Origin of the sequence: Chitinophaga rhizophila (genome assembly GCF_019492185.1) — a bacterium.
GTDB lineage: Bacteria > Bacteroidota > Bacteroidia > Chitinophagales > Chitinophagaceae > Chitinophaga > Chitinophaga rhizophila.
Genome location: NZ_JAICCF010000001.1, coordinates 20,387 through 43,793, shown reverse-complemented (window position 1 = coordinate 43,793; position 23,407 = coordinate 20,387). Strand labels below are relative to the sequence as shown.

At 46.3% G+C, this 23,407-nt stretch carries 17 protein-coding genes; 8 read left to right on the top strand and 9 right to left on the bottom strand.

Annotated elements, in window-relative coordinates; translation table 11 throughout:
- Nucleotides 1–5: 5 nt before the first annotated feature.
- Nucleotides 6–1,178 (top strand): efflux RND transporter periplasmic adaptor subunit, encoded by a 1,173-nt coding sequence (locus K1Y79_RS00130; protein ID WP_220247962.1) that lies wholly within the window; start codon nucleotides 6–8, stop codon nucleotides 1,176–1,178.
- A 134-nt stretch (nucleotides 1,179–1,312) separates the two neighbouring features.
- On the opposite strand, the gene K1Y79_RS00125 is transcribed toward K1Y79_RS00130, so the two are convergent.
- Complete coding sequence (locus K1Y79_RS00125; RefSeq protein ID WP_220247961.1) at nucleotides 1,313–2,374, bottom strand: winged helix DNA-binding domain-containing protein; 1,062 nt, start codon at nucleotides 2,372–2,374, stop codon at nucleotides 1,313–1,315.
- A 74-nt stretch (nucleotides 2,375–2,448) separates the two neighbouring features.
- On the bottom strand, nucleotides 2,449–3,168 hold the full coding sequence (locus tag K1Y79_RS00120) for a DsbA family oxidoreductase (RefSeq protein ID WP_236059431.1): 720 nt from the start codon (nucleotides 3,166–3,168) through the stop codon (nucleotides 2,449–2,451).
- Nucleotides 3,169–3,268: 100 nt separating this feature from the next.
- Here K1Y79_RS00120 and K1Y79_RS00115 point away from each other — a divergent pair, with 100 nt between their 5' ends.
- Nucleotides 3,269–3,667 carry a winged helix-turn-helix transcriptional regulator gene (locus K1Y79_RS00115; RefSeq protein WP_220247960.1) on the top strand — a complete coding sequence of 133 codons (399 nt, stop codon included), beginning with the start codon at nucleotides 3,269–3,271 and terminating at the stop codon, nucleotides 3,665–3,667.
- Between the two features lie 8 nt (nucleotides 3,668–3,675).
- On the opposite strand, the gene K1Y79_RS00110 is transcribed toward K1Y79_RS00115, so the two are convergent.
- The 3 genes from K1Y79_RS00110 to K1Y79_RS00100 all read right to left on the bottom strand — a co-directional run bounded on the left by K1Y79_RS00110 (nucleotide 3,676) and on the right by K1Y79_RS00100 (nucleotide 8,315).
- Complete coding sequence (locus tag K1Y79_RS00110; RefSeq protein ID WP_220247959.1) at nucleotides 3,676–4,971, bottom strand: acetyl-CoA hydrolase/transferase family protein; 1,296 nt, start codon at nucleotides 4,969–4,971, stop codon at nucleotides 3,676–3,678.
- Between the two features lie 88 nt (nucleotides 4,972–5,059).
- Nucleotides 5,060–5,881 (bottom strand): MBL fold metallo-hydrolase, encoded by an 822-nt coding sequence (locus tag K1Y79_RS00105; RefSeq protein ID WP_220247958.1) that lies wholly within the window; start codon nucleotides 5,879–5,881, stop codon nucleotides 5,060–5,062.
- Between the two features lie 28 nt (nucleotides 5,882–5,909).
- Complete coding sequence (locus K1Y79_RS00100) at nucleotides 5,910–8,315, bottom strand: glycoside hydrolase family 127 protein (protein WP_220247957.1); 2,406 nt, start codon at nucleotides 8,313–8,315, stop codon at nucleotides 5,910–5,912.
- Between the two features lie 105 nt (nucleotides 8,316–8,420).
- Here K1Y79_RS00100 and K1Y79_RS00095 point away from each other — a divergent pair, with 105 nt between their 5' ends.
- Both K1Y79_RS00095 and K1Y79_RS00090 read left to right on the top strand, forming a co-directional pair.
- Nucleotides 8,421–9,059 carry a pseudouridine synthase gene (locus K1Y79_RS00095; RefSeq protein WP_220247956.1) on the top strand — a complete coding sequence of 213 codons (639 nt, stop codon included), beginning with the start codon at nucleotides 8,421–8,423 and terminating at the stop codon, nucleotides 9,057–9,059.
- Nucleotides 9,060–9,129: 70 nt separating this feature from the next.
- Nucleotides 9,130–11,448, top strand: a complete 2,319-nt coding sequence (locus K1Y79_RS00090) for a family 20 glycosylhydrolase (protein ID WP_220247955.1) — start codon at nucleotides 9,130–9,132, stop codon at nucleotides 11,446–11,448.
- A gap of 91 nt (nucleotides 11,449–11,539) precedes the next feature.
- Here K1Y79_RS00090 and K1Y79_RS00085 read toward each other — a convergent pair whose 3' ends face one another.
- Nucleotides 11,540–13,351, bottom strand: coding sequence for a RagB/SusD family nutrient uptake outer membrane protein (locus K1Y79_RS00085; RefSeq protein ID WP_220247954.1), 1,812 nt, complete (start codon nucleotides 13,349–13,351; stop codon nucleotides 11,540–11,542).
- 10 nt (nucleotides 13,352–13,361) lie between these two features.
- Complete coding sequence (locus K1Y79_RS00080) at nucleotides 13,362–16,469, bottom strand: SusC/RagA family TonB-linked outer membrane protein (protein WP_220247953.1); 3,108 nt, start codon at nucleotides 16,467–16,469, stop codon at nucleotides 13,362–13,364.
- 460 nt (nucleotides 16,470–16,929) lie between these two features.
- Here K1Y79_RS00080 and K1Y79_RS00075 point away from each other — a divergent pair, with 460 nt between their 5' ends.
- A complete protein-coding gene (locus K1Y79_RS00075) occupies nucleotides 16,930–17,394 on the top strand; it encodes a macro domain-containing protein (protein ID WP_220247952.1) in 465 nt (154 codons plus the stop codon).
- A gap of 10 nt (nucleotides 17,395–17,404) precedes the next feature.
- The gene (locus tag K1Y79_RS00070; protein WP_220247951.1) at nucleotides 17,405–17,785 is read left to right on the top strand and encodes a DUF5071 domain-containing protein; all 381 of its coding nucleotides are present in this window, start codon (nucleotides 17,405–17,407) and stop codon (nucleotides 17,783–17,785) included.
- Nucleotides 17,786–17,795: 10 nt separating this feature from the next.
- On the opposite strand, the gene K1Y79_RS00065 is transcribed toward K1Y79_RS00070, so the two are convergent.
- Together K1Y79_RS00065 and K1Y79_RS00060 are read right to left on the bottom strand one after the other, a co-directional pair.
- Nucleotides 17,796–18,347 (bottom strand): hypothetical protein, encoded by a 552-nt coding sequence (locus K1Y79_RS00065; RefSeq protein WP_220247950.1) that lies wholly within the window; start codon nucleotides 18,345–18,347, stop codon nucleotides 17,796–17,798.
- Between the two features lie 3 nt (nucleotides 18,348–18,350).
- Complete coding sequence (locus K1Y79_RS00060) at nucleotides 18,351–18,827, bottom strand: RNA polymerase sigma factor (protein ID WP_220247949.1); 477 nt, start codon at nucleotides 18,825–18,827, stop codon at nucleotides 18,351–18,353.
- An 803-nt stretch (nucleotides 18,828–19,630) separates the two neighbouring features.
- On the opposite strand from K1Y79_RS00060, the gene K1Y79_RS00055 reads away from it, so the two are divergent.
- Together K1Y79_RS00055 and K1Y79_RS00050 are read left to right on the top strand one after the other, a co-directional pair.
- On the top strand, nucleotides 19,631–20,344 hold the full coding sequence (locus K1Y79_RS00055) for a hypothetical protein (RefSeq protein ID WP_220247948.1): 714 nt from the start codon (nucleotides 19,631–19,633) through the stop codon (nucleotides 20,342–20,344).
- 45 nt (nucleotides 20,345–20,389) lie between these two features.
- Complete coding sequence (locus K1Y79_RS00050) at nucleotides 20,390–23,407, top strand: hypothetical protein (RefSeq protein ID WP_220247947.1); 3,018 nt, start codon at nucleotides 20,390–20,392, stop codon at nucleotides 23,405–23,407.

Genomic DNA, 23,407 nt, shown 5'->3' with positions numbered 1-23,407 from the left:
GATCTATGAAACAGCTTATATACATACCATTGCTTGTTATACTGGCAGGTTGTGGTAATAAAACTGAGAAGGCTGCTGAACACGAGGACGAGCATGCAGCTACGGAAGGCGTTATTGCCGAACTAACCCCTGCTCAATATGCAACCGCAGGGATTAAAACAGGTAAGATAGAACAACAGCAGATCAGCAGTAATATCCGTGCTAACGGCAAACTGGATGTACCGCCGCAAAGCATGATCACTATATCCTCCCCATTCGGCGCTTTTGTGAAGAATACCGAGTTGTTACAGGGCTCTCTGGTCAGAAAAGGGCAAAAAGTTGTTTCATTGCAACACCCGGATCTTATACAGCTACAGCAGGAATACCTGGAGAACAAAGGACAGGAGGAATACCTGCTGGCAGAGTACAAAAGACAGGAGGAACTGGCAAAAGAGAATGTCAATGCACAGAAGGTATATCAACAGGCAAAGGCGAACTATCTCTCCAATGCTGCACGTACAAAAGGACTGCGTGAAAAGCTGCGCTTACTGAATATTAACCTGCCATCGCTGGATGCGGGCAATATCCAGAGCGAGATTCAGTTGTTTAGTCCTATTAACGGGTACGTAACAGCAGTGAACACCAATATCGGTGTGTTTGTGAATCCCAGCGACAAACTGTTTGAAATTGTAAATACTGAGCATCTGCATGCAGAAGTGACTGTTTTTGAAAAAGACATTCCCAGGCTGAAATTGGAACAGCGGGTACGGTTTACGCTGGCTAATGAGACCACCCAGCGTACTGCAAGGGTGCATCTGATAGGTAGGCAGATCAGTAATGAACGCACTGTGCAGGTACATTGTCACCTGGATAATGAAGACAAGGAATTATTGCCGGGTATGTACCTGACCGCCTGGATAGAGACCGGCAATGCCATGGTCAATGCCGTGCCGGATGAAGCAGTGATCCAGTTTGAAGGCAAGCCATGCATTTTCATCGCGAAAGGCCGGGAAGGAGGCGCTGAAGGTAACTATGTGTATGAAATGCTGTATATAGAAAAAGGGAATAGTGAGCTGGGATATACTGAAGTGATCCTGCCACCGGGCTTTGATATCAAAGGCGCTGATATTGTGGTTAAGGGCGCGTATGCGTTATTTTCGGTGATCAAGAATACAGGAGATGAGGACCATCATCACTAATATACTTATCAGGAGGAGGTCCGGATCCGGGCCTCTTCCTTTAACGTCTATGCACGAATGCGTGCCGGGTGCTACCTTGCCGGTATTGATGGGAAGTCTATATTTCCCTCGCTGATACTATTGCCATTGACCGCCTATTCCAGCCGCATGAACTGCCGGAACCGCGTTATTTCTTTCTCAAGTCCGGATTGCAGCGTCTTATTAAGTGGTGTACTAGGGTACATATCCATGACAATTTCTTTCTTTTTGATCGTTCGTTTCCAGGTGCCGGCAACTGCGCCGCGTACCAGGATGATATTGCTGAATAGCGGGTTGCCATCTCGGCTTTCCAGTCCGGGATGCTGTCCGTTAAGCATCACTTCCCTATCCTTATAGGCAACAAGGTATTCATCATAATTAGGTAGGAGTAATACCTCCCGGGTATTGTTTTTTTCAGGTGAGGAGGAGGGATGATAGTATTCCAGTCCGGCGACGGTATCAACCAGTAGCTGATCTTTTATCAGTTGCAATCCCTGTCGGGCAGCAGTAACAGGCAAACCGCTCCAGCCGGCAAAGTCTTTCAGCGTAGCAGGACCATGGCTATTGAAATAGCGGAGCGCCAGGTTTGCAAGGGCTTCTTCCCGCGGTATGGAGGGTGTGGCAGGCACTCTTTCATCAAAAAGGGCATAGGTAATATGTTTATCCTGCTTGCCGCCGTTACAGATGACCATATCCAGTTCGGCTTTTATGAGCAGGAAGTTCATGCGGAGGTCATTGGTAGGGATATTTGCTTCCTGGAGGGCCGCAGCCAGGGCAGTACGAGTTAGTTCTCTACCGCCCTTTAGCGCCTTTTCTAATACTTTATTACTCTTGCGGAAGACTTTTTCATCCAGTTCCAGCTTGCGGTTATAGGTACCCATTGCCTGCTCGATGTAAGGGCCGCTCAGCAGGAGCATCCAACGTATATCAGCCGGATGTACCAGGTGCCAGGTAGGGCGCAGTACGTGGGTACGAATCAGCTCTCCCGCAGCGATACATTTTTCTATATCCTGACTGTTACTTTCAGGTAGCCGCATGCCCACCGCCCATTTAGACATCTCATAGTCCTGGGCCTGAATGGCTCCGCACCATTTTACCAGTTCGGGGGCAGTAGTAAAAGCAGGGTGAATCAGTTGCTGATTCGCAAGTCTGTGCTGAAGGAGTTGTCTGGCTGTCATCCTTTGTAGTTTGATTACAGTTACAAAGGAAAGGTACGAAGATGACAACAGTATGTCAGCAGCTGACGAAACAATTAGCAATCGCCGTCAGGCCCGCAGGTTTGTCCTTCTATGATTTCGAGACCGGCGGGCTGGGATTTCTTCCATTCGCCTACTGATTTATTCAGCACTTCCAGGAAGGTCTCTGAAGCCTGTGCCCCTGATACGCCATATTTTCTGTCAAACACGAAGAACGGAACGCCGTTGATGCCCAGGGCAGATGCTTCCTGAATATCGCGTTTAACGTCCGGCGCAAATGCCTGGGAATTGACCAGTTCTTTCAGTTCGCTTTCCGGAAGGCCGATTTCCTTTCCGATAGCTACCAGGGTTTCTGGATCGCTGAAGTCTTTACCTTCTGTGAAGTAGGCTTTGAAGAGACGTTCTTCAGCAGCATCGCCCAGCTGGTGTTTCTTAGCCAGTTGAATTAAGCGGTGTGCATCAAATGAGTTGGCCACTACCGCCTGTTCCATGTTATAAGTAAGTCCGAGGGTACTTGCAAGGGCGGTCACCTGGTTATTCATCTGAACAGCCTGTTCATATGGAACGCCTTTCCTTTTGGAAAGGTAGCTATACAGGTTATCGCCGTGACCGGATTCGATGGTTGGGTCCAACTGGAAACTATGCCATTCTATCTCTACAGATCCGGCGTCTGTGAACTGTTCCATAGCTGCTTCAAAGCGGCGTTTGCCGATATAGCACCATGGGCACATAATATCAGACCAGATCTCTACTTTCATTTTATTCGCTGTACTCATAATATCGTTTTCTTTTGTAAAGTTCCTAAACTTACTTTACTTTTGAAAGTGGTATCCCGAAGGAAAGTGCTTTCATCGGAGAAACTATCAGGAAGTATTTATGAGCAGAAAATCACAGGTTACAGAGAAGACAGAAGGATGCGCCGAGCATCTGCGGGCTATCCATGACACAATGGATGTGCTGAACGGGAAATGGAAGATCGCTATTCTGGGCTCTTTACGCTTTGGGAAACGCCGGTTTATGGAGTTGCAGCGGGAAGTAGAGGGTGTAGGGTCAAAGATGCTTTCCAAGGAGCTGAGAGAGCTGGAACTGAATGAGCTGGTGAAGAGAACGGTTTATGATACTAAACCGGTTACGGTAGAGTATGAGTTGACCCCTTATGGCAAGACCCTGGAAACGATCATCGATGAAATGGCGAAATGGGGGCATGTACATCGTAAAAGGATGATGCATCCCGTAAATCAGTTAGACCTACAGGATGCACTTAGCCATCTCTAACCTTCAACTTAAGACTGAAACTCTTTTTTAACGAAGCGCTCGAAGTAGGCCCGTTCCAGGGTTTCCCGGTGATCGGGATGCGCTATTTCAATGAGCGCTTTAGCGCGTTGTTTGAGACTTTTTCCAAACAGGTTGGTTCTGCCATATTCTGTGATCACCCAATGCATATGTCCGCGGGTAGTTACTACTCCAGCGCCTTCCTTCAGGAAGGGAACGATGCGCGAAATACCTTTATTGGTCACAGAAGGGAGGGCGATGATGGGCGTACCTCCTTCAGACAGCGAAGCACCGCGCATAAAGTCCATTTGTCCGCCGATACCTGAGAACTGGTAAGTGCCTATAGAATCCGCGCATACCTGCCCGGTAAGATCGATTTCTATTGCGCTGTTGATTGCCACGACCTTTGGGTTCTGGCGTATAATACTCGTATCATTCACATAACTGATATCCATTACCCTGATGGCAGGGTTATCATGTACAAAGTCATACAATCTGCGGGTACCCGCCATAAATGCAGTGACAGATCTGCCTATGTTCAGCTTCTTCCTGCTGTTGTTGATTGCGCCACTTTCTATCAAGGGGATTACCCCGTCAGACAACATTTCGGTATGTAGTCCCAGATTTTTATGATGTGTGAGGTTTTTCAATACCTGGTCCGGGATGTTACCGATACCCAGCTGTAACGTAGCCCCGTCTTCCACCAGTTCGGCGATATTACGACCAATCTTTGCGGTGATATCACTTGATTGTTGTGCATAATCCAGTTCGGGTAAGGTGGCTTTCTGCCATACTGCGGCGTGAAATCTTGATACATGAATGAAGCCATCGCCATGTGTACGTGGCATCAGCGGATTCACCTGGGCTATCACATACTTAGCTACGTCCACCGCTGCACGGGCAATATCTACGGAAGTACCCAGTGAGCAATATCCGTGTGCATCTGGTGGCGACACTGTTACGATGGCCACATCCGGCGGCAAGATGCCTTTCCTGAACAACTGCGGGATCTGGCTGAGGAAGATGGGAACATAGTCTCCGTCGTCGCTGTTCACAACTTTACGGTTGGCAGCGGAAACAAACAATGAATTAATAAAGAAACTCTTTCTGTATAGTGGGTTGTCGAAATCAACGTCTCCGAGCGTAGTGATACTTACCAGTTCAACGTCTTTAAGGTCAGCATGTCTGTTTTGCAGAGCTCTCAGCAGGTGAACAGGGGTAGCGGCACTACCATGAATAAATACACGATTACCAGACTCAACGCACCTTACGGCTTCTGCCGCGGTGGTATATGATATGTCAGACATAGAATTGTATTTTAAGAACGATGTCCCAAAATTATGCCCGCATTACTTCTTAAAACATGATAATGATTAGCCGGAAATATGATATATGTTAGAAAGCCAGTTGTCCCTGTATATAATCAATCTTCGGAATGACAGTCTGTGGCACAGCGCTAATGTGATATATAGCAGTTTCCACATCGCGGGAGGCTACGACTACCTGTGTGCGTCCTGCATGCGGACGGAACAGGTCTAGTACCAGTTCAGGTTTATTATTGTCTCTGGACAGGTGGGAAAGCAGGAGGTGTGTCATGAAGGCCGGTTTGTGCTTTTTGAACACTTCCAGCGCCTGTGCATTGGAAAGGTGACCTCTGCCGCCGCGGATACGCTTTTTGAGAAAATAGGGATAGCGTCCCTGTTCCAGCATCTGTTCATCATAGTTAGCTTCCAGGAAGGCTGCATGACATTGCTGGAAGTGACTGATCAGGTTACTGCAGGGTATGCCGATATCAGTGAATACGCCTATGCGGATATCATTATGGCAGATCATGAAGCTATGTGGCTCAATAGCGTCGTGTGCTTTGGAGAAGGCGTGAATGGTCAGTCCGCCAATTGCAACCGGAGTCATTGCATCAAATACCTTGACATACAGTTCATTGAGGGCCAATCGCCCGTGCAACATGGTCTTAGGTGTGATGTATACAGGCAGGCAGTATTTCTTGGACAGTACTTCCAGTCCGCGGATATGATCGGAATGTTCATGAGAAATAAAGATGGCCTTTACTATGTCCATCTTCAATCCCAGCCTTTTCATCCTTCTTTCTGTTTCCCGGCAGGAGATACCCGCATCTATCAGGACTGCATCTGTAGCATTCCCGATATAATAACAGTTTCCGTTGCTGCCGGAATTGAGTGACGTAATTTGCAGTGACATAGCACCGCAATTTTACTAAAAATTTTAGTCATTTCACTATCCATTCATGGATACCTGACGCATTTTCAGCAGGAAGTTGTATTTCCAGTTTCAGGGCCCTTGTTTTTACTGGTTCAAAGGTCACCTTGTCATACTTATCTTTAGTAATACTATAAGGGGTGTTGTTTTTTACGGGTATCCACTGGTCGCCTTGTTTGTAAAGTATCTTCCAGGAGGCCGGTACACGGCAGTCGCCGAAAGGGCTGTCATCATACCAGTATACTTCGGAGCCGGAAACGGTATATTCCTGGTCAAAGTCATATTGTACCCATTCCAGCGTATTATGTTTAGGCCACCAATGGAGGTACATGGCATTTTTGTCCTGTGCATTGAGCGGCTCATACTGATCGTTCAGCGCCATATACATCTTCTTATTAGGAGCGGAGGCACTAACCTTACTTTTGGAAGCAATGGTAGGAGCAGGTTTCGGTCTTGCTGCAGAGGCCTCATAAGGTATCCATACGGTCATCTCAGCAGGACCCCGGTTTGCCCATGTATAGTAGGGAATAGCAGTTACCGGCTGTGCTGTACTAGTCAGCTGGTCAGTATTCAATTGTCTGCTGGCAGCGGTACCCTGCATTTCCAGCACTGTTACTCCGTTCAGGAAGCCAGGTTTATAGGTCGCCTGAACAGGGGCATTTTTTTCAACCACAATATTCTGTACTACTGCATCTTTGTTGTCCGGGCCTTCCAGGCAATACATAATGGGCCCCCGTTGCAGCGCAAAACGGTTTTTGTCGGCAGTCACGGAATCGCGGGCCAGTATTTTCAGTACCTCCATAGGGAGTTCGAAACTTACCTTATCGCCTTTCTTCCAGTTTCTTTGCAGTACAGCATAACCTTTGGATGTTTTGTACTTTACCGGTTTGCCGTTCAGCAGTATGGTAAGTGGTTGACGTACTGCGCTGTCTGCCTCAAAATACAGGTCGCCGGGGACTGGCTTACCATTGGCCCATTCTGGAATACGGATGTGCAGACTGAACCCGTTAGTAGTTGCAGGATTGACAGTAATGGCTACCTTTCCATCCCAGGGGTAATTTGTTTGTTGTTCCAGCCGGACTTTGCCTGCAGGCAGTTGGATGTCAGCGGTATTACCTGCAAAGAGATTGACGTACAGATCATCTTTATTCTGCGCATAGATATATCCTGGCATAGATGGCAGGAAGCGGGTCATGTTAGAGATACAACAGGCGCAACCAAACCAGGCGCTACGCTGGTGTTGCCCCATCGACATCAGCGGATTGGGATAGAAGAACCGGTCTCCGCTGAGCGATACCCCTGAGAGCAGTCCGTTATACAGTGTACGTTCCAGTACATCGATGTAGCGGGCATCGCCATGCAGCAGGAACATGCGGCTGTTCCAGTATACGTTGGCAATAGCGGCACATGTTTCTGCATATGCCGACATATTGGGTAAGTCATAGGGTTTACCGAAGGCTTCACCGTTACCAGTGGCGCCAATCCCCCCGGTGATATAGAGCTTTTTTTCAACGACATCATGCCAGATATCATCAATGGCATGCAGGTATTCCTGATCGCCGGTAAGGGCTGCTACGTCGGCCATGCCGGTATACATGTAGGTAGCCCTGACAGCATGTCCAACTGCTTCATGCTGGTCTACCACTTTCTTGTAGGATTGATTGTATTCGCCGCTGTATTTTTTACCGGGGCCGCGTACATCCAGGAAGAACTTTGCAAGGTCGAGGTAAGACTTGTTACCAGTAACACGGTACATCTTTGTAAGTCCCGTCTCAACAATCTGGTGACCGGGGAAGCGTTCTTCTTTTCCGAAGCCGAAAGTCTTTACCAGCAGGTCGGCATTTCGTATAGCAATGTCCAGCAGGTTTCGTTTGCCAGTAGCCTGGTAATGTGCTACAGCTGCTTCAAACAGGTGGCCTGAGTTATACAGTTCATGACTGAGATCTTCTTCTTCCTCCCATCTGCGCGCACCGATCCAGGCATGTGGCTGAGTGGCATTCACTGTACGGAAGGTGTACAAATAGCCATCCTTTTCCTGTGCAGCGCCAATGATATTAATGAGCGTATCCAGGTATTGTTCCAGGGCGGGGTCTTTTCTTACCTGCAATCCATAGGAGGCCCCTTCAATGACCTTATACAGGTCAGTATCGTCAAAAGTATACTCTGTCATCTTATCGCCGGGGATGGTGTGCGCCGCACGTTTGAAGTTGTCAATACGTCCGGTTTTCCGGCATTGCTCCAATGTATATGGGATGGTAATTTCCGCATTAACCCGTATTTTTGGTGCCCAGAAATTGTCGGTTACCTGTACCTGTGTAAAAGCGACCGGTTGAATAGGATAGTCTTTCTTCAATTGCGCCTTCACAGATAGGCCGGCACAAACCAGCGATGTAAGCAAGATCACATGTAATTTCATACAACAGGAGTAATTTTGACAATGCTTAAAATTATGGATAGTTGTCAGAAGTGATTTTAAATATATTAATCGGATCTGGGCATATATTACCTGAATTGAATACGCATGAACGAGAGCGGCCACCGATATTTCATTATCAATAAGCCATATAATATGGTTTCTCAGTTTATCAGTCCTGACAAGGTCAGACTGCTGGGAGATCTTGATTTCGACTTCCCGGAAGGCACACATGCGGTGGGCCGGCTGGATAATCATTCTGAAGGACTGTTGATCCTGACGACCAACAAAAGGGTCACCCGGTTGTTATTTGAAAGTGACCAGCCGCACAAGCGTACTTACCTGGTGATGGTAAAGAATGTAGTGACAGAAGAAAGTGCAGAACAGCTGAGAAAAGGTGTCAGCATTCGTATAAAAGGCGGAGCAGACTGGGTCACTACGCCCTGTGAAGTGGAGATTGTGGAGAAGCCGGCGCATATTGCGCCACGCACACAATATCCGCTGAAAGAGTTTTTGCCGCATTCGTGGCTACTTATCACGCTTACAGAAGGCAAATACCATCAGGTACGGAAGATGACATCCGCTATCAGGCACCATTGTGACCGGCTGATCCGGGTATCTATTGAAGACCTTCAACTGGGGGATCTGCCCCCGGGTGGCGTCAAAGAGATGGAAGAACAGGAGTTTTTCCGCTTATTAAAGATAGAGAACTGGCAACCCGAGGCGTCAATATTGCCGCAGGAATGAGCAATATGGCATCAGTTTCCTGTTGAGATTCTTGGTATTTTGCCAGCTTATCATGCTTAAAGAATCTATTATGTTTAAACCATTCAGGCTTACGGGAGCCGTAATATTCAGCGTATTGCTGGGTGTTGCTGCCGCCCGGGCACAGGAGGCAGATCCGGCACGTTATGCGATTGTCCCATATCCGCAGCAGCTGGTTCCTGCTGCCGGTGAGTTCGAGATCACTGCAAAAACCAAATTGGTATTACCTTCCAACAAAACATTCTTCAGTAATGAAGCCGCTCAGTTACAGTCGCTGATCAAACAGGGACTGGGAAAGACGTTAGGCGTTACCACCAAAAATGGTAATGGTACCATTGTACTGAAACTGGACAGTCAGCTGACCGGCGAAGAGGATTATACGCTGGAAGTAACCCCACAGCAATTGACCATTGCCGCTAAGACGCCAACAGGTATGTTCCGTGGCGTTCAGACAGTACGTCAGCTGATGCCTGCGGGTATTGAAGGCGTTAAAAATGCGAAACTGACAAAGATCGCCATACCAGCCGTGAAGATTACAGACCATCCCGTATACGGATGGCGTGGTATGCACCTGGATGTATCAAGGCATTTCTTCTCAATGGACTACCTTAAAAAGTTCATTGACCTGCTGGCCTTGTATAAAATGAATAAATTCCATATTCACCTGACTGATGACCAGGGCTGGCGCATAGAGATCAAAAAGTACCCTTTGCTGACACAGCAGGGTGCATGGCGTGAATTTAACAACCAGGATTCGGTTTGTATGGAAAAAGCAAAGACGAATCCTGATATGGAGATAGACAAAGCTCATATCATTCAGAAGGACGGAAAGACCCTGTATGGCGGTTTCTATACCCAGGCACAGATGAAAGAACTGATTGCATACGCAACTGCCCGTCACATCGAGATAATTCCTGAAATTGATATGCCGGGTCATATGATGGCCGCTATCAAGTCCTATCCATACCTGAGCTGTGTGGGAGGTTCTACCTGGGGTGCTTTATTCACTACACCTATCTGCCCATGTAATGAATCGACGTTTGAATTTGCTGAAAACGTCTACAAAGAAATCTTTGCGCTGTTCCCGTCACAATATGTTCATCTTGGTGCGGACGAAGTAGAGAAGAGTACCTGGGCAAAATCGCCGGCATGTGCTGAGGTGATGAAAGCAAATAACCTGAAAACGGTTGAAGAGCTGCAAAGCTACTTTGTGAAAAGAATGGAGAAGTTCTTCAATGCCAATGGTAAAAAGCTGATCGGATGGGATGAGATACTGGAAGGTGGTATCAGCGAAACCGCTATGCTGATGTACTGGCGTAGCTGGGTACCTGATGCACCCGTGAAAGCTGCAAAAAATGGCAACTTCGTTATCATGACGCCGGGTAATCCGTTATACTTCGATGGTACGCCCGACCGTAACTCCATCTCGAATGTATATCACTTTGATCCGGTTCCAAAGGACCTGACAGCAGAAGAAGCAAAATATATCATTGGTGCACAGGCAAATACCTGGACCGAATATATTCCTTCTGAGAAAAGAGCAGACTTTATGATATTCCCGCGTATGACGGCACTGTCTGAAGTACTATGGACGCATCGTCAGAATTATGACAATTACCTGCTCAGACTGAACAAGCAGTACAAACGCCTGGATCAGCTGAAAGTACATTATCGTATGCCGGACCTCGATGGATTTACAGATGACAATGTACTGGTTGGAAAGACTGTCCTGAAATTAGAGAAACCAGCCCCGGAGATCACTATTCGTTACACTACCGACGGTACAGCTCCTACGATGACTTCCACTGAATTACCGGCGGCATTCATTGTACCTGGTCCTGGTACTATCAAGTTAGCGTCTTTCAGTCCTTCCGGCAGCAGCAGCGATATATACACCCTCAATTACCGTCAGCAGTCATTCTTTGCTCCGGTGAACGTGAGCGGCCTGCAAAGCGGGTTGCAGGTACAATACTTTGACAGCTCATTCAGGAGTGTTACAAAACTGCCTGATACGCCAGATAGTGTTGTGAATGTCAGCAATGCAGTTATACCTGAAGGCATGGGTAAAGGCGGTAAGGCTTTTGGTGCGAAGATCGTTGGTTATATTGAAGTACCGGAGACGGCTATTTACAGCTTCTTCCTCACGGCAGATGATGGTGCAAACCTGTATATTGCCGGTGACAAAGTAGTTGACAATGATGGCTGGCATGCACCTGTTCAGAAGAGCGGTCAGGTTGCGCTGCAGAAAGGTATACATCCTTTTGAAATCAAATTTGTAGAAGGCGGCGGTGGTTACACACTCAAGCTGGAGTACCGGGTGAACGGCGGTAAGATACAGCCGATTCCTAACGACTGGTTCAAAAGAAAATAATAATCAGCAAAGGATATAAATAACAAGGGGCTAATTTCATAATTAGCCCCTTGTTATTTATATCCTTTGCTCGCTCTTTCGATACCTGTTATTAATAATTCGGATTCTGATAATAAGCTCCGCCATCTTGTAAGGTATTCAGGAAGGTTGAAGGGATGGCTCTGACCTCATACTGGTTATCATTGAAGAATTGTCCGACGTCAGGGTTGGTAGACATAAGGTAGGCTTTGTTCAGTTTTTTTGTCCGTTTAAGGTCATAGAAACGTACATATTCCCCACACAATTCACGGGCTCTTTCATCGAGAATGGTTTCGATGGTCACCCCGCCTAATGGAACAGCGCCTGCCCTACTTCTGATCCTGTTTAGATACTGAAGCGCATTTCCTCCGCCATTAGCATACAGGTCAGCTTCTGCAGCAATGAGGTATACTTCTGACATACGCATCATGAAGGTAGCATTTAGGTTACCATAACGATTGTTGTTGGGATTATTCGTGTAGTAATTGCTGCTGTTATGTTTGGTAAGCGAAGGGTAGAAGCTGAAGAACGGATTGGTCGTGAGCGTACCTCCGCCATCCAGGGGCCTGTTTACCCTATTGTATTGCATCTTTACGGATTTCGTTGTCGTGTTGTATACATCTGCATGATCTACTACGAGATAAGGCTGCGATAACTTGCCGGCTACCTTTGATGCATAGTCAGGTTCCCCGCGATGAACGAATTGAATTGCCGTATCATTAGCGCTGAGCGTAGTAGTATTTGTTATATCTGCACTACGGTCAAATATTCTGAGGGCGGCGTCTGTCCAGGAATAGGTGGGTTTGTTGACCGTCCAGGAAGTCTGGAAAGATTGATGATACCGTGGATCCAGTGTCCCGTCAGGCTGTAAGAATAGATCCAGCAGATGTGCGCTCGGCATGAATTGTCCACCGGAACGCCTTCCCCAGGTGGTATAGTCGGCACCCACCTGTTGAATAGCGCCGAAGTCAGTGACTACCGCATAGAACAGCTCACTGTTCATGTTCATATTCCATGCATTGTTACTCACACCTCCAACCACAAAACGATGTGACCATAGAGATTCCTTATTGGTGTAATTGTTAGTTTCCAGGAATACTTCACTGAAGGTTGGATACAGGAAGGTGTTATATTTAGCCCCGCCACCTTCACAGTCGTCGATCAGCATCTTTGCAGTTTCCAGGGCTTTGCCGGCAAGAGATCTGCTATCATCATATTCAACCGTTTGCAGGTAAGCCCGCGCAAGAAAGCCGAGAGCAGACTTTTTAGATGGTTTGGTAGTACCATTGTCAATAGGTAGCCATTGTACTGCGAATTGCAGGTCTGGGATGATCACCTGATTATATATATCCAGCGGCGCTGTTCTTGTCGGGCGCAGGTCGATGGTTACGCTGGGAGTTGTCGTCAGGGTAACACCGCCAAACTGCTCTACCAGGTTATAGTAGTACATAGCCCGTAGAAAGTAAGCCTCTGCCACCACTTTGTTTCTTTCTTCTTCAGTAGTGAATGGAGCAACTGATGCGTAACTGATAGCAGTGTTGCAGGATCCGATACCATCGTAGCAGGAGTTCCATACATCCTTGCCTATTGTCAGGTTAGCAGCAGCGCCGGCGTTGTATTTAAAAAACTGTGAGAACGATACACCATTCTTCTGGTATGTCCATATATCGGTACCGGCTTCACAAAGCATCATCCAGTAGTTATAGCCGTATAACTGGCGTTCCATACCGAAATAGCAGTTGTTGATCAATTTCCTGTAGCCTTCTACAGAAGATGCAGCAACAGCATCTATAGTAAATCCTGAAGGATTTACTTCCTCCAGTGAACAGGATGATATGCTGGTCAGCAGTCCGAGCATTAACGTGGGTAATATTCTGAATTTCATGATTGCTGGATTAAAAAGTGATGTTCATACCAAATACGTAAGTCGCGAAGAGCGGAAATGCATCCGATCCATTCGTTTCAGGGTCTGTACCTTTCAGTTCCCGGTTTTTGGTAAATATCAAAGGATTGTATGCCGTGGCATAAATCCTTCCTTTGGTGATGCGGGCATGTCTGGTAAACTGTGCGGGTAGTGTATAACCGGCGGTGATGGTTTTGATCTTGATAAAGGAACCATCCACATATCGCAGGGATTCTATACCGGTTGTGCTATTGATGCCCGGGCGCGGATACCGGCCGGACTGATTTTCAGGCGTCCAGTAATTGATGCCGGATGGTTGTCCGTCGTCATTGGTAGAGTACCAGCCCAGCAGACTACTATTAATAGTTTGTCCCCAGCGGATCATCGTGAACACATTCAGGTCGAAGTTGCGGAAGGTGATGTTGTTATTGACGCCGAGCAGCCATTTGGGTACGGTAGAACCGAGTATCATGCGGTCGTTCTGAGAGTAGGGGTGTACGCCTTTATCACCTACACCATTAGCATCAAATTTTTCGTTGGTAGCAATTTTGACAAAGCCTGGTTTAGCACCGTAGAGTGCAGCAGTTGTTTCTTCAGCAGTAGACCAGATGCCCTGGTACTTGTAGTCGAAATGACTGCTGATAGGGTGGCCTTTAAATAGCTTTTCTGCTATAACGTCGCCATCGGGGAGGAACACTATCTTCTCTTTATTGCTGGTAAAGGAGAAGTTGGTGCTCCATTCAAAAGCAGGTCTGACTATATTACGCGTACTCAGTGTGATCTCTATACCTTTGTTATTGGTTTGTCCGATATTCTGCCAGGTTTGCATCGGAGACGCCCAGGTGGTAAGTCCGGAAGTGATGGGCAAAGTACGTTTAAAGAGCAGACCTTTGGTATCGGTGTTATATACGTCTGCATTGAGGGTAATGCGTCCTTTAAGCAGCGTGAGGTCCAGACCGATGTTGGTGTTATAGCTCCGTTCCCAGCTGATCAGCGGGTTGGAATACGTGCCTGTATTCTGAACATTGGGAACCACCTTTCCGTCAAGGGAAATCACCTGATACGTAGCGGCTTGTGTTCTGGAAGAATAAGGTGTCATACCACCTGAGTTGCCTGTCACGCCATAACCAACACGTACTTTAAATTCATCCATCCATCCACCGGCCCCCTTCATAAAGCCTTCATCAGATACCCGCCATGCAGCAACGGCGGCAGGAAAGGCGCTCCATTTATGCCCCTCTGCGAGGTGAGATACACCATCCCACCTGTTAGTAAGCGTGAGCAGGTATCTGCCGCGGAAGCTGTAGTTGATTCTTCCTGCAAAAGACATACGCTGGCGCTGTTCATAGGAAGAGGCAATGCCCATCTTCTGCGTACCATTTGCAAGGTTATAGAACTGATAATAGTCCAGTTCCTGTCCTTGTCCGATAGCATTATTCAGGTCTGCGCTGTTCTTTGCCCAGGAAGTGATACCGGTCAGTGTCAGCTGATGATCAGTTGCAATGGTCTTATTGTAGGTAACAATATTCTCCCAGGTATAGCCATAGCCAAAACTATTATAAATGCCTGCCAGGGGAGCGGCAAAACCGGGTGTTACATTCGATACCGCCTGTTTGCCCCAATACTTGCCATTACGGAAATTATTCAGTGTCACACCTATTACTGACCGGTAGGTCAGGTCTTTCCAGGGCTTGATATCCAGATATCCGTTGAGATAGGCGTAGGTAGTACGGGTATTATCAGCAAACTGGTCGGGCAACTGATCGCCAAGTGGGGTAGTTTCACCCTGCATAAATTCGGGATTAATGTTACCCTGGGCATCAAAGGCATCACCGAGCGGCAGTGCAGACAGGGACTTGGTAAAGATGTTTTTAGCCCTGGCATTCTGGATGGAATAATTGAGATTGATGTTGGTGCCGACTTTCATCCAACTGGCGATATCGCGGTCCAGGTTCATGCGGAGTGCATACCTGTTCAGGTTTTCGTTACTGAGAATACCTTCTTCTTTTGTGTAGGTAAAGGAAGTGTATACTTTTGTTTTGCCGGTACCGTCAGACAAAGACAAGTGATACTTCTGCTGTGTAGCGGTATTGTCAGTGATCAATCCTACCCAATCGATCCATTTACCTTTATTGTAGGCATCCAGCAGCGGTTCTATCGTAAATATCTGAGAAATATCCTGTGGGTACTCGTTATTGACGGTGCGGTAAAGCTCACGACGATAGTTGACGTATTCATCTCCTGTCATTCCCCGGAAATAGTGGGGGCTTCCGGAGAGACCATAGAATACATCGAGGTTGACCGTAGATTTACCCGCTTTTCCTTTTTTCGTGGTGATGATCACCACACCATTTGAACCAGCGGAGCCGTAAATGGCGGTGGAGGATGCATCTTTCAAGATGTCAATTGACGCAATATCAGATGGGTTGATCTGGTCATAGCTGCTCTGGATACCATCTACGATAAACAACGGACTGTTTTCCCCATAGATAGATCGGCTACCGCGCAACAGAATATTAACATTGGTACCCACCGCACCCGAGCTACGCATAATATCCATACCGGCAACTTTACCCTGCAGCGCTTCCATCGGGTTGTTAACGGGGGTGGCGGTGATATCAGCTTCTCTGATTGAAACTACAGACCCCGTCAGGTCTCTTTTTTTGACAGTACCATAGGCGATTACAACACTTTCGCCTAATTCCTGCACGGAAGAGGTGAGTGTAATCTGCAGGTAAGGTGATGGTCCTGCGGTTACCCGCAAATTGTCTGCATCAGTCGCTTTTACAGCCGCAGCAGCGATGCCTTTATCGGAAGCGCTGAGGGAGACTTCGATAGCGTTATATCCCATACTGGATATAACAAGGACGGCATTGTCGGGAACTGCGGAAAGGGAAAATTCGCCTGAAGCATTTGTGGAGGCTCCACCAGTGCCACCTTTTATGCGGATAGATGCACCTATTACAGGAGATCCGTCCTTATCGGTAATTTTTCCGGTAACGGTGATGGGTGGTCCGGAGGGCTGGTTAACTGCATGTGCATGAACGATATGCGCGTGGAGGGCGCAGATGAGCAGCAGCAGCATTGATAGTTTTTTCATAAACGTCATTTTATATGCATGATAAGTTCGCAATAGGAACTGCATACGGGCTGTATAGCAGGTTGGGCTATTCTTGTGGAATTGTAGCAATAAGTGTTTTAACGCATAGTACAGGTAATGTTTTTCACATGGAGATGTACGCTGGTTGTGTTTTTATGGATACAGAGACTAAAAGTATAAAATAGGTGTGAAAATGACACTATAGGTAGAGAATTTTTTTTATGAATGCGGTAGTAGTGCTGATGAAGGGGTTGGAGCGGCCAGGGCAGTGGTGGGTGGTATAATTTAAGAGATCGATGATAAAGGCGTTGATTTGTTGGTAAGAGCAGAAAGAATTTCCGCTGATGAAGTACGACAACTTTTGTAACTTGTCGGAAGTTCCTGTACAATGAGCGTGCCTATGAAGAAACTCTGGTTGTCGCCTTCCTGAACTGGTACTTAAAAAATTATACTGATACAAATGGTTCAGTACATTGAATATGGAGACATCTTCGGCATTGAGGGTGTCCAGAATTACGCGCACGGTTGTAATTGCGCAGGTGCTATGGGAAAAGGAATTGCCGTAGCATTTAAAGAGAAATATCCCCGAATGTACGTGGAATATAAACGTCGTTGTAAAACCGGAGAATTTCGGCCTGGAGATATATATCCTTATAAAGATGCTGCCGGGTACGTGTTTAATCTGGGCACACAGGTATCATGGACAACCAGGGCCGAATTACCGGCAGTAGAGCAGTCGTTACGGAAGATGATGACATTTGCCGTAGAAAATGGTGTATACCGCATTGCGCTACCGAAAATTGGTGCCGGGTTGGGTAGATTAAACTGGGAAGAGGTTAAGTTGGTGATTGACCAGGTAGCGGCTGACTATCCTGACGTTGATCTGTATGTGGTTGAGAATTATAAAGTCGAAGCTGGTCTATAAAATTGGCAGCATGAAAAGGCATATACCGAAGCAAAAGCTTGACATGGAAGCAGTAGCATTTTTGCAGACATGTGATTTTGAAGACATCCGGCAGGACGTGCCGGAGTTACTGGAATGGCTACAGGATCTGAACTGGTGGGTAGGCGACGGAATAGGGGAGTATCTGAGACCTTATGCGAATGATATTAAGTCAGAGATACTGGCTGTATTGCATACCAATGATGACCAGTGGAAATACGGCGTGATGATTTGTATATTGGCTGTCACGCCGGTGAAGCTGGATGACGACTACATGCCGGTATTGGGGCGTATCATGGCAAGTCCCACCCCTTCGGAGAAGGAATGGGAGCTAGAGCTTTTAGCAGCTGATATTATGGATAAGCAGCGTTAGTGAGGGCAAGTTACAATTCCGAAGTGAGCTCACTGAAGGTTGCTTTTAGTCGGGCTATCCTGTTTGACCATAAACGACTTAATAAGAAAATCTGATTGGCGAATACCAAGACAATTGCAATGAGCAGGAGATATTTGCCTGTTGTGAAAATGATGACTGAACAAAAGAAGGTCAGCAGGCAAACAGCTGTCAAAATCCTTATCAGTATTGATAATCGTGAATACCTGCGCAAGTCATTCAGACTTTGTTCCAGCGACGTTGTGATAGAGGATAGGGGAACAGATTTTCCTGCGAGTCTGTATCCTACAATGTTGTATGATATGGCCAGCAGTAGTCCGCTTACTAATGCAACATTGCCATACAAAGGTTTTTGGTGTCCATCGAAGAAATCATAGTATACCAGTAACAATAGTGCGAAGCCAGTTATTTCAATAATCATCTGCAACCGGATCTTCCTACGTACAGGATAGGTACGTTCAGCGATCATAGACTTCAGCTTTTCCTGGTCGGCGGGTTGCTTGCCTATATTATCCCACATAGCCATTAAAGGATCATTTTGCATAGTTCATTTTTTTAGTTGTAATAGTTGCTGTAGTTTACTTTTTATTCTATTGATCTTTACACCCGTATTATTCTCTGAGATACCGAGTATAGCGGCGATTTCCTGATAGCTTAGTCCTTCGAGATAGAGGGTTATTACGGCTTTATCAGCATCATTTAATTGTCGGAGTGCCCATATCAATTCTTCATTTTGCTGTTCGTCATTAGTGTTTTGCGCAGCCAGATCCGGAAGTGTTTCCGGATAACTGATATTAGGTTGCTTTTTACGGAATGAGGCGAGCGCAGTGTTCAGTGCGACTTTGTATAGCCAGGAGCTGAACAATGATTTGCCTTCAAAGGAAGAGGCAGACTTCCAAAGCTGGAAAACAATTTCCTGAAAGAGGTCTTCCCGGTCTTCTTTTGAATCCCTGTATAACCAGCAGATTTTATGAATGACCTGCTGATGAAGAGTGAGTTGATCTAAAAACTGTTTTTCATCCATTCGTGGTTGTTGCTAGTCAGGAATAAATGCCGGTTTGCATGTTGTAAACCGGTTGTACACAGATATTAGTTGCCGGATTAGCCAAAAACTTACAGTGCCTAAAATTTTTTCTAAATAAAATGGCTGCGTACATCTATTGCGTATAGCACCGGTATTTTCGCTGTGAGATAAGATAATACAATTAGTAAAAAACGGGTGATTCGAGAAAAAAAATTTCCTTGTATAAGGAATATTATTTTTCTTCGCATAGAATTTATATACCTATGTTGATTTAATAAGATGTTCGATGATGTAAACGTTGTTAACTACTACCTGTATTATCTGTCAGGGCAGTAACCCATTTCCCGTACTATATGAACTCTGGAGGGACCGCTTTGCCGGAGCATTGCTGATGGTTCATGTTTGCTACAACATAATTTTCGCGTCGATTATCTCTCGGGGGAGGGAGAATGGCGTGGGGGGAATCTGCTGCTTAGAACAGCTGTTAAACAAGCATTTTACGTCTGAATTTATAGCATTCGAGCTTCGTCACACCACAATTTGGCGTCCTATGGACATGTTTTGGCGTCCTGTGGACATCGCTTAAAAAGCAGCGAAGATTCTCAATAATTTTGTTGGGTCAGTTCGGCTTAATGCTGATGATACAGCACTTTTGCTACAGGCGTAGGCATGGTTGTGTCATGTTGCGCTACTCCAATACAGTATACATCAACAGGATGATTTCCAATGTTGTATAAACAGTTGCCAAGATGCACTGATACCTGGTAAAGATTCAATTTTATAACTCTTTAAAGAACAATATTATGGGCTTTGTAAAGAAACTGTTTTTAATTTTTCTTGTATGTCGCGCTGCGGTAATACATGCTCAGACACCAGACCTGCAGGCTGTTACCAATGCCGGCAATTCGACCAATAACAGTATGGTGATCTGGAACAAAGATGGTTTAAGTATCGGAATGGATTCAACCACTGGTTACACAGTAAAGAGCCATTTTCTGCGGCCATCATCGGTAGAGACAAGAACGTTACGGTTTGACTGCGATGCAGAAACAAATACAGGTGGCTGGGAGTTTTATAACACCTATTCGAGGAGAAGTGTGTTATTTATCAATCAAGGCACTGGTAACGTAGGCATCGGTACCACCAACCCACAGGCAAAATTGTCAGTTAATGGTGATATCAGTGCACGATTAGTACGTGTCAGACCGGAAGGCTGGGCAGACTTCGTCTTTGAGCCATCCTACCACCTTATGCCTTTGGCAGAGCTGGAAGCATATATACGCAATCATAAACACCTGCCTTCAGTTCCATCAGAGAAAGAAGTGATTGAGCATGGATTGGACCTTGGCAATAATCAGGTTGTCCTACTACAGAAAGTGGAGGAACTCACCCTGTATCTGATCGAACAGGAGCACAAGATGACTGCTCAGAAAGCATTGCTACAGGAACAGTCTGTAGTGTTTGCCCAGCAGGAAGAACGCCTGGCTGAACTGGAACGTAGAATGAATGTGAAGTAGCGTTCAGACCAGCAATTTTTATCAGACAAATCGATCCCTATATCTATGAATAATTTTAGAATCTTTCTGATTGCCGCATTATTGCTGGCAGTATCAGATGGTTTTTCTCAGACCCCAACATTACAGGCCGTGACGGATCAGGGTAATTCGACAACAAACCCTGTTGAAATCCGGAACAGAGACGGCCTGGCATTTAATGTTGACCCCAGGTCTGGTAACGTGAGGGTACACTTCCTTAAGCCTTCCGTTGCCAATATGGCTACGATGCGATTTGAATGTACATCAAACGATATTACTGCAGGATGGGAGTTTTATAATTCAAATCAGCAGAAATCTTTGATGTATATCCGCCAGATCAGTGGCTTTGTCGGTATCGGTACTACCGGTACGCCTTCGACTATGTTGCGGCCACAATTGGCAGTTAATGGTGACATCAGGTCAGACAATACCAAGGTTACCCTTAATAACTGGGCAGATCATGTTTTCGATGTGTCTTATCAACTGCGCCCGTTGCGGGAGGTAGCAGCTTATATCGCGCAGTATAAGCACCTGCCGGATATTCCTTCCAGAGATGAGATATGTGCAGAAGGACAGAATCTGGGCGACATGCAGGTGAAATTGTTGCAGAAGATTGAAGAGCTGACAATTCACCTGATCGATCAGGAGAAAGAAATGGCTGCGCAGGAAAAGCTTATTGCTCAAAACAGAAAGTTGCTTGCTCAAAGGGAAAATAGATTGGTGATGCTGGAAGCATACATGATGCCTCCAACTGATACTGTGCCTTTAACGATTGATCAGGATGTGATGGAGCGGCCGGCAATAAAAACAGCCCTTGTGAACGCTATTAATCGTCAGGTTGTGAACACAATGCCTGGTGATAGTATGGTTAACACGCTTCCATTCGACAGACTTGGTCTGGGCGGTTTGCATACGAGTGCGCGATCGCAATTTACCGGATACATGCGTGCAGGTAAGACAAATGTCGGTATCTCTGGTATGCAGCGCGTATTCGACAATATGAAGGATAGTACCAGGAAGTTACAGTACATCAATAATAAGCTACGGGGATTTTATGCGTTGCGTGACCGTCAGTCGCCTGGCAGCTTTACCCTTCCCGGTAAGCCTGAAAACAAGCTGAAAGGGGCTTCATGGACTTCTACATACAGCGACTCAACCGGCGCGATGTCAGGTTGGTGGAATGAAGGGCTGATAAGCGATGTGTTCTCTATCGGAAGCATTCCGTTTCAGCTGAACTATTCGACACTATCAGGTTACGATTATGCGCATGCTGCATTGCAACCTGCACAATTTGCGAAAATTTCATTTGACAGGGAAGCATATCTTGATAAAATTAACCAGCAGCTGCAGAAGAAGTATGATCTACAGAAGTATTTTCTGGAAGATCTGGATATCAAAGCTGGAATGAAACAATATGTAGCGCAACAGTTGGCAACCATGAAGGGGAAGGATAGTTTAAGTAACACCTTATCTGTGGAGCAACTGATGTACCTGGATAGTGTGCAGCTGAATAATGTGCTGCAAAGGAATGGTGATACTGCTTCCGGATACTATCAGCGTGTTATGTCGCTTAAAAAGCAACTTGGCGGTGTAAAAGAGATGAACAAGGTGCTTGGCAGCCAGCGGGAGGTAACACAAAATGTGACTGATTGGATGAAAGACCCTGGTAACACTGCAAATATGGCCGACCGCCTCATGCAATTGGGACCTTTGCAACGACTGATGATGCATATGAAAGCATTGAGAGTAGGAAGTATTGGAGCTGATGCCAGCAAAGGCAGTGTGTCGGATCTGTTTATGACAGGTGCAATGGGTTCATTCCTTAAAGGAAATAAGTTCATCATGCTGGGAATGGGTAAGTCCAAAGAGATGGGAATCCAGGATGTAGGGCTTCAATCTGCGACAGGAAATGCCGCTTATAGCATGCAATTTCTCCGTATCGGCAGAGGCGATATTGGTAAGCGTCAAAGCCATGTGTCGGTGTTAAACGCAAATGCAAAACCAAACCAGCAGTATGGTTTCAGTACCAGTGCAATCAGCCGGAACATATTTGTTGGCGCTGTTTCCAAACAATTGAGCCTTGGCGATCTCGGTACGCTGGATCTCGAATTGTCGAAGTCGTCGGGACAATTCGGGACAAATGCACAGGATGCTGCATCCGTGTCTAAGTCTGCGGCCGGACAATTCATGAATGACATATGGGCCACAGCTGCCATTGGTATGGCCTACAATGGCGACGTTAAGAAACTCGGTTTGTCACATAAGGTGTACGTCAATTACGCCGGGCTGGGATATGTGAATCCAGGAGCGCCTTTCGCCAGCAGAGGCACATTTCAGTATGGGTTACATGTTAAACGCAACTGGTTAAAAAACAGGGCAATGGTGAGTGTGAGAACGGACATTCGTAATCTGGCAGTATCTCCGCTGAGCGATGATAAACGCCGCAGTATGCAGTATGCATTTGATGGACGTTATCGTTTTACCCGCCGGTTTTCACTTAGCATGAATCTCTTACAGCATTCGCTGAATGAGATGTCTGACGGAAAACAACAAACAGCATTCCTCAACCGGAAGCTGTCGTTTATGAGCCAGGCGAACGGGAAAATTGCTGGCAAATCTTTCAGCAATAGCAGCAGTATCGGCTTACAGCAGTTGAATTATCTGCAACCGGAGATGCCGATCAAGAGCCTCTTCGTGAACGTATCATCGATGCAGACATGGATGGCTGGCCCGGGGATGTTCATGGTAAGTGTATTATATAGCCGGGACTTAAATAATGCAGCAGTATATAACAATCTGCTGAACACAGAAGGTGGTTACCAGTATATGTTATGGAAGCTGTCGTGCAGCAGCACGCTGGTGTACATGGATAGTAAAGAGATCGTGACACAAGTGGGCCTTCGTCAGCAGGTTGCGGCACAGCTGCTGAAAAGATGGAGTGTGAGTATGTCGGCAGATGGACGCCATAATATCAGAAATACAGCTGCCAACTATTACTATGGCAGATTTAATACAGCAATGTCTTTGCATTACCAGATAAACTAA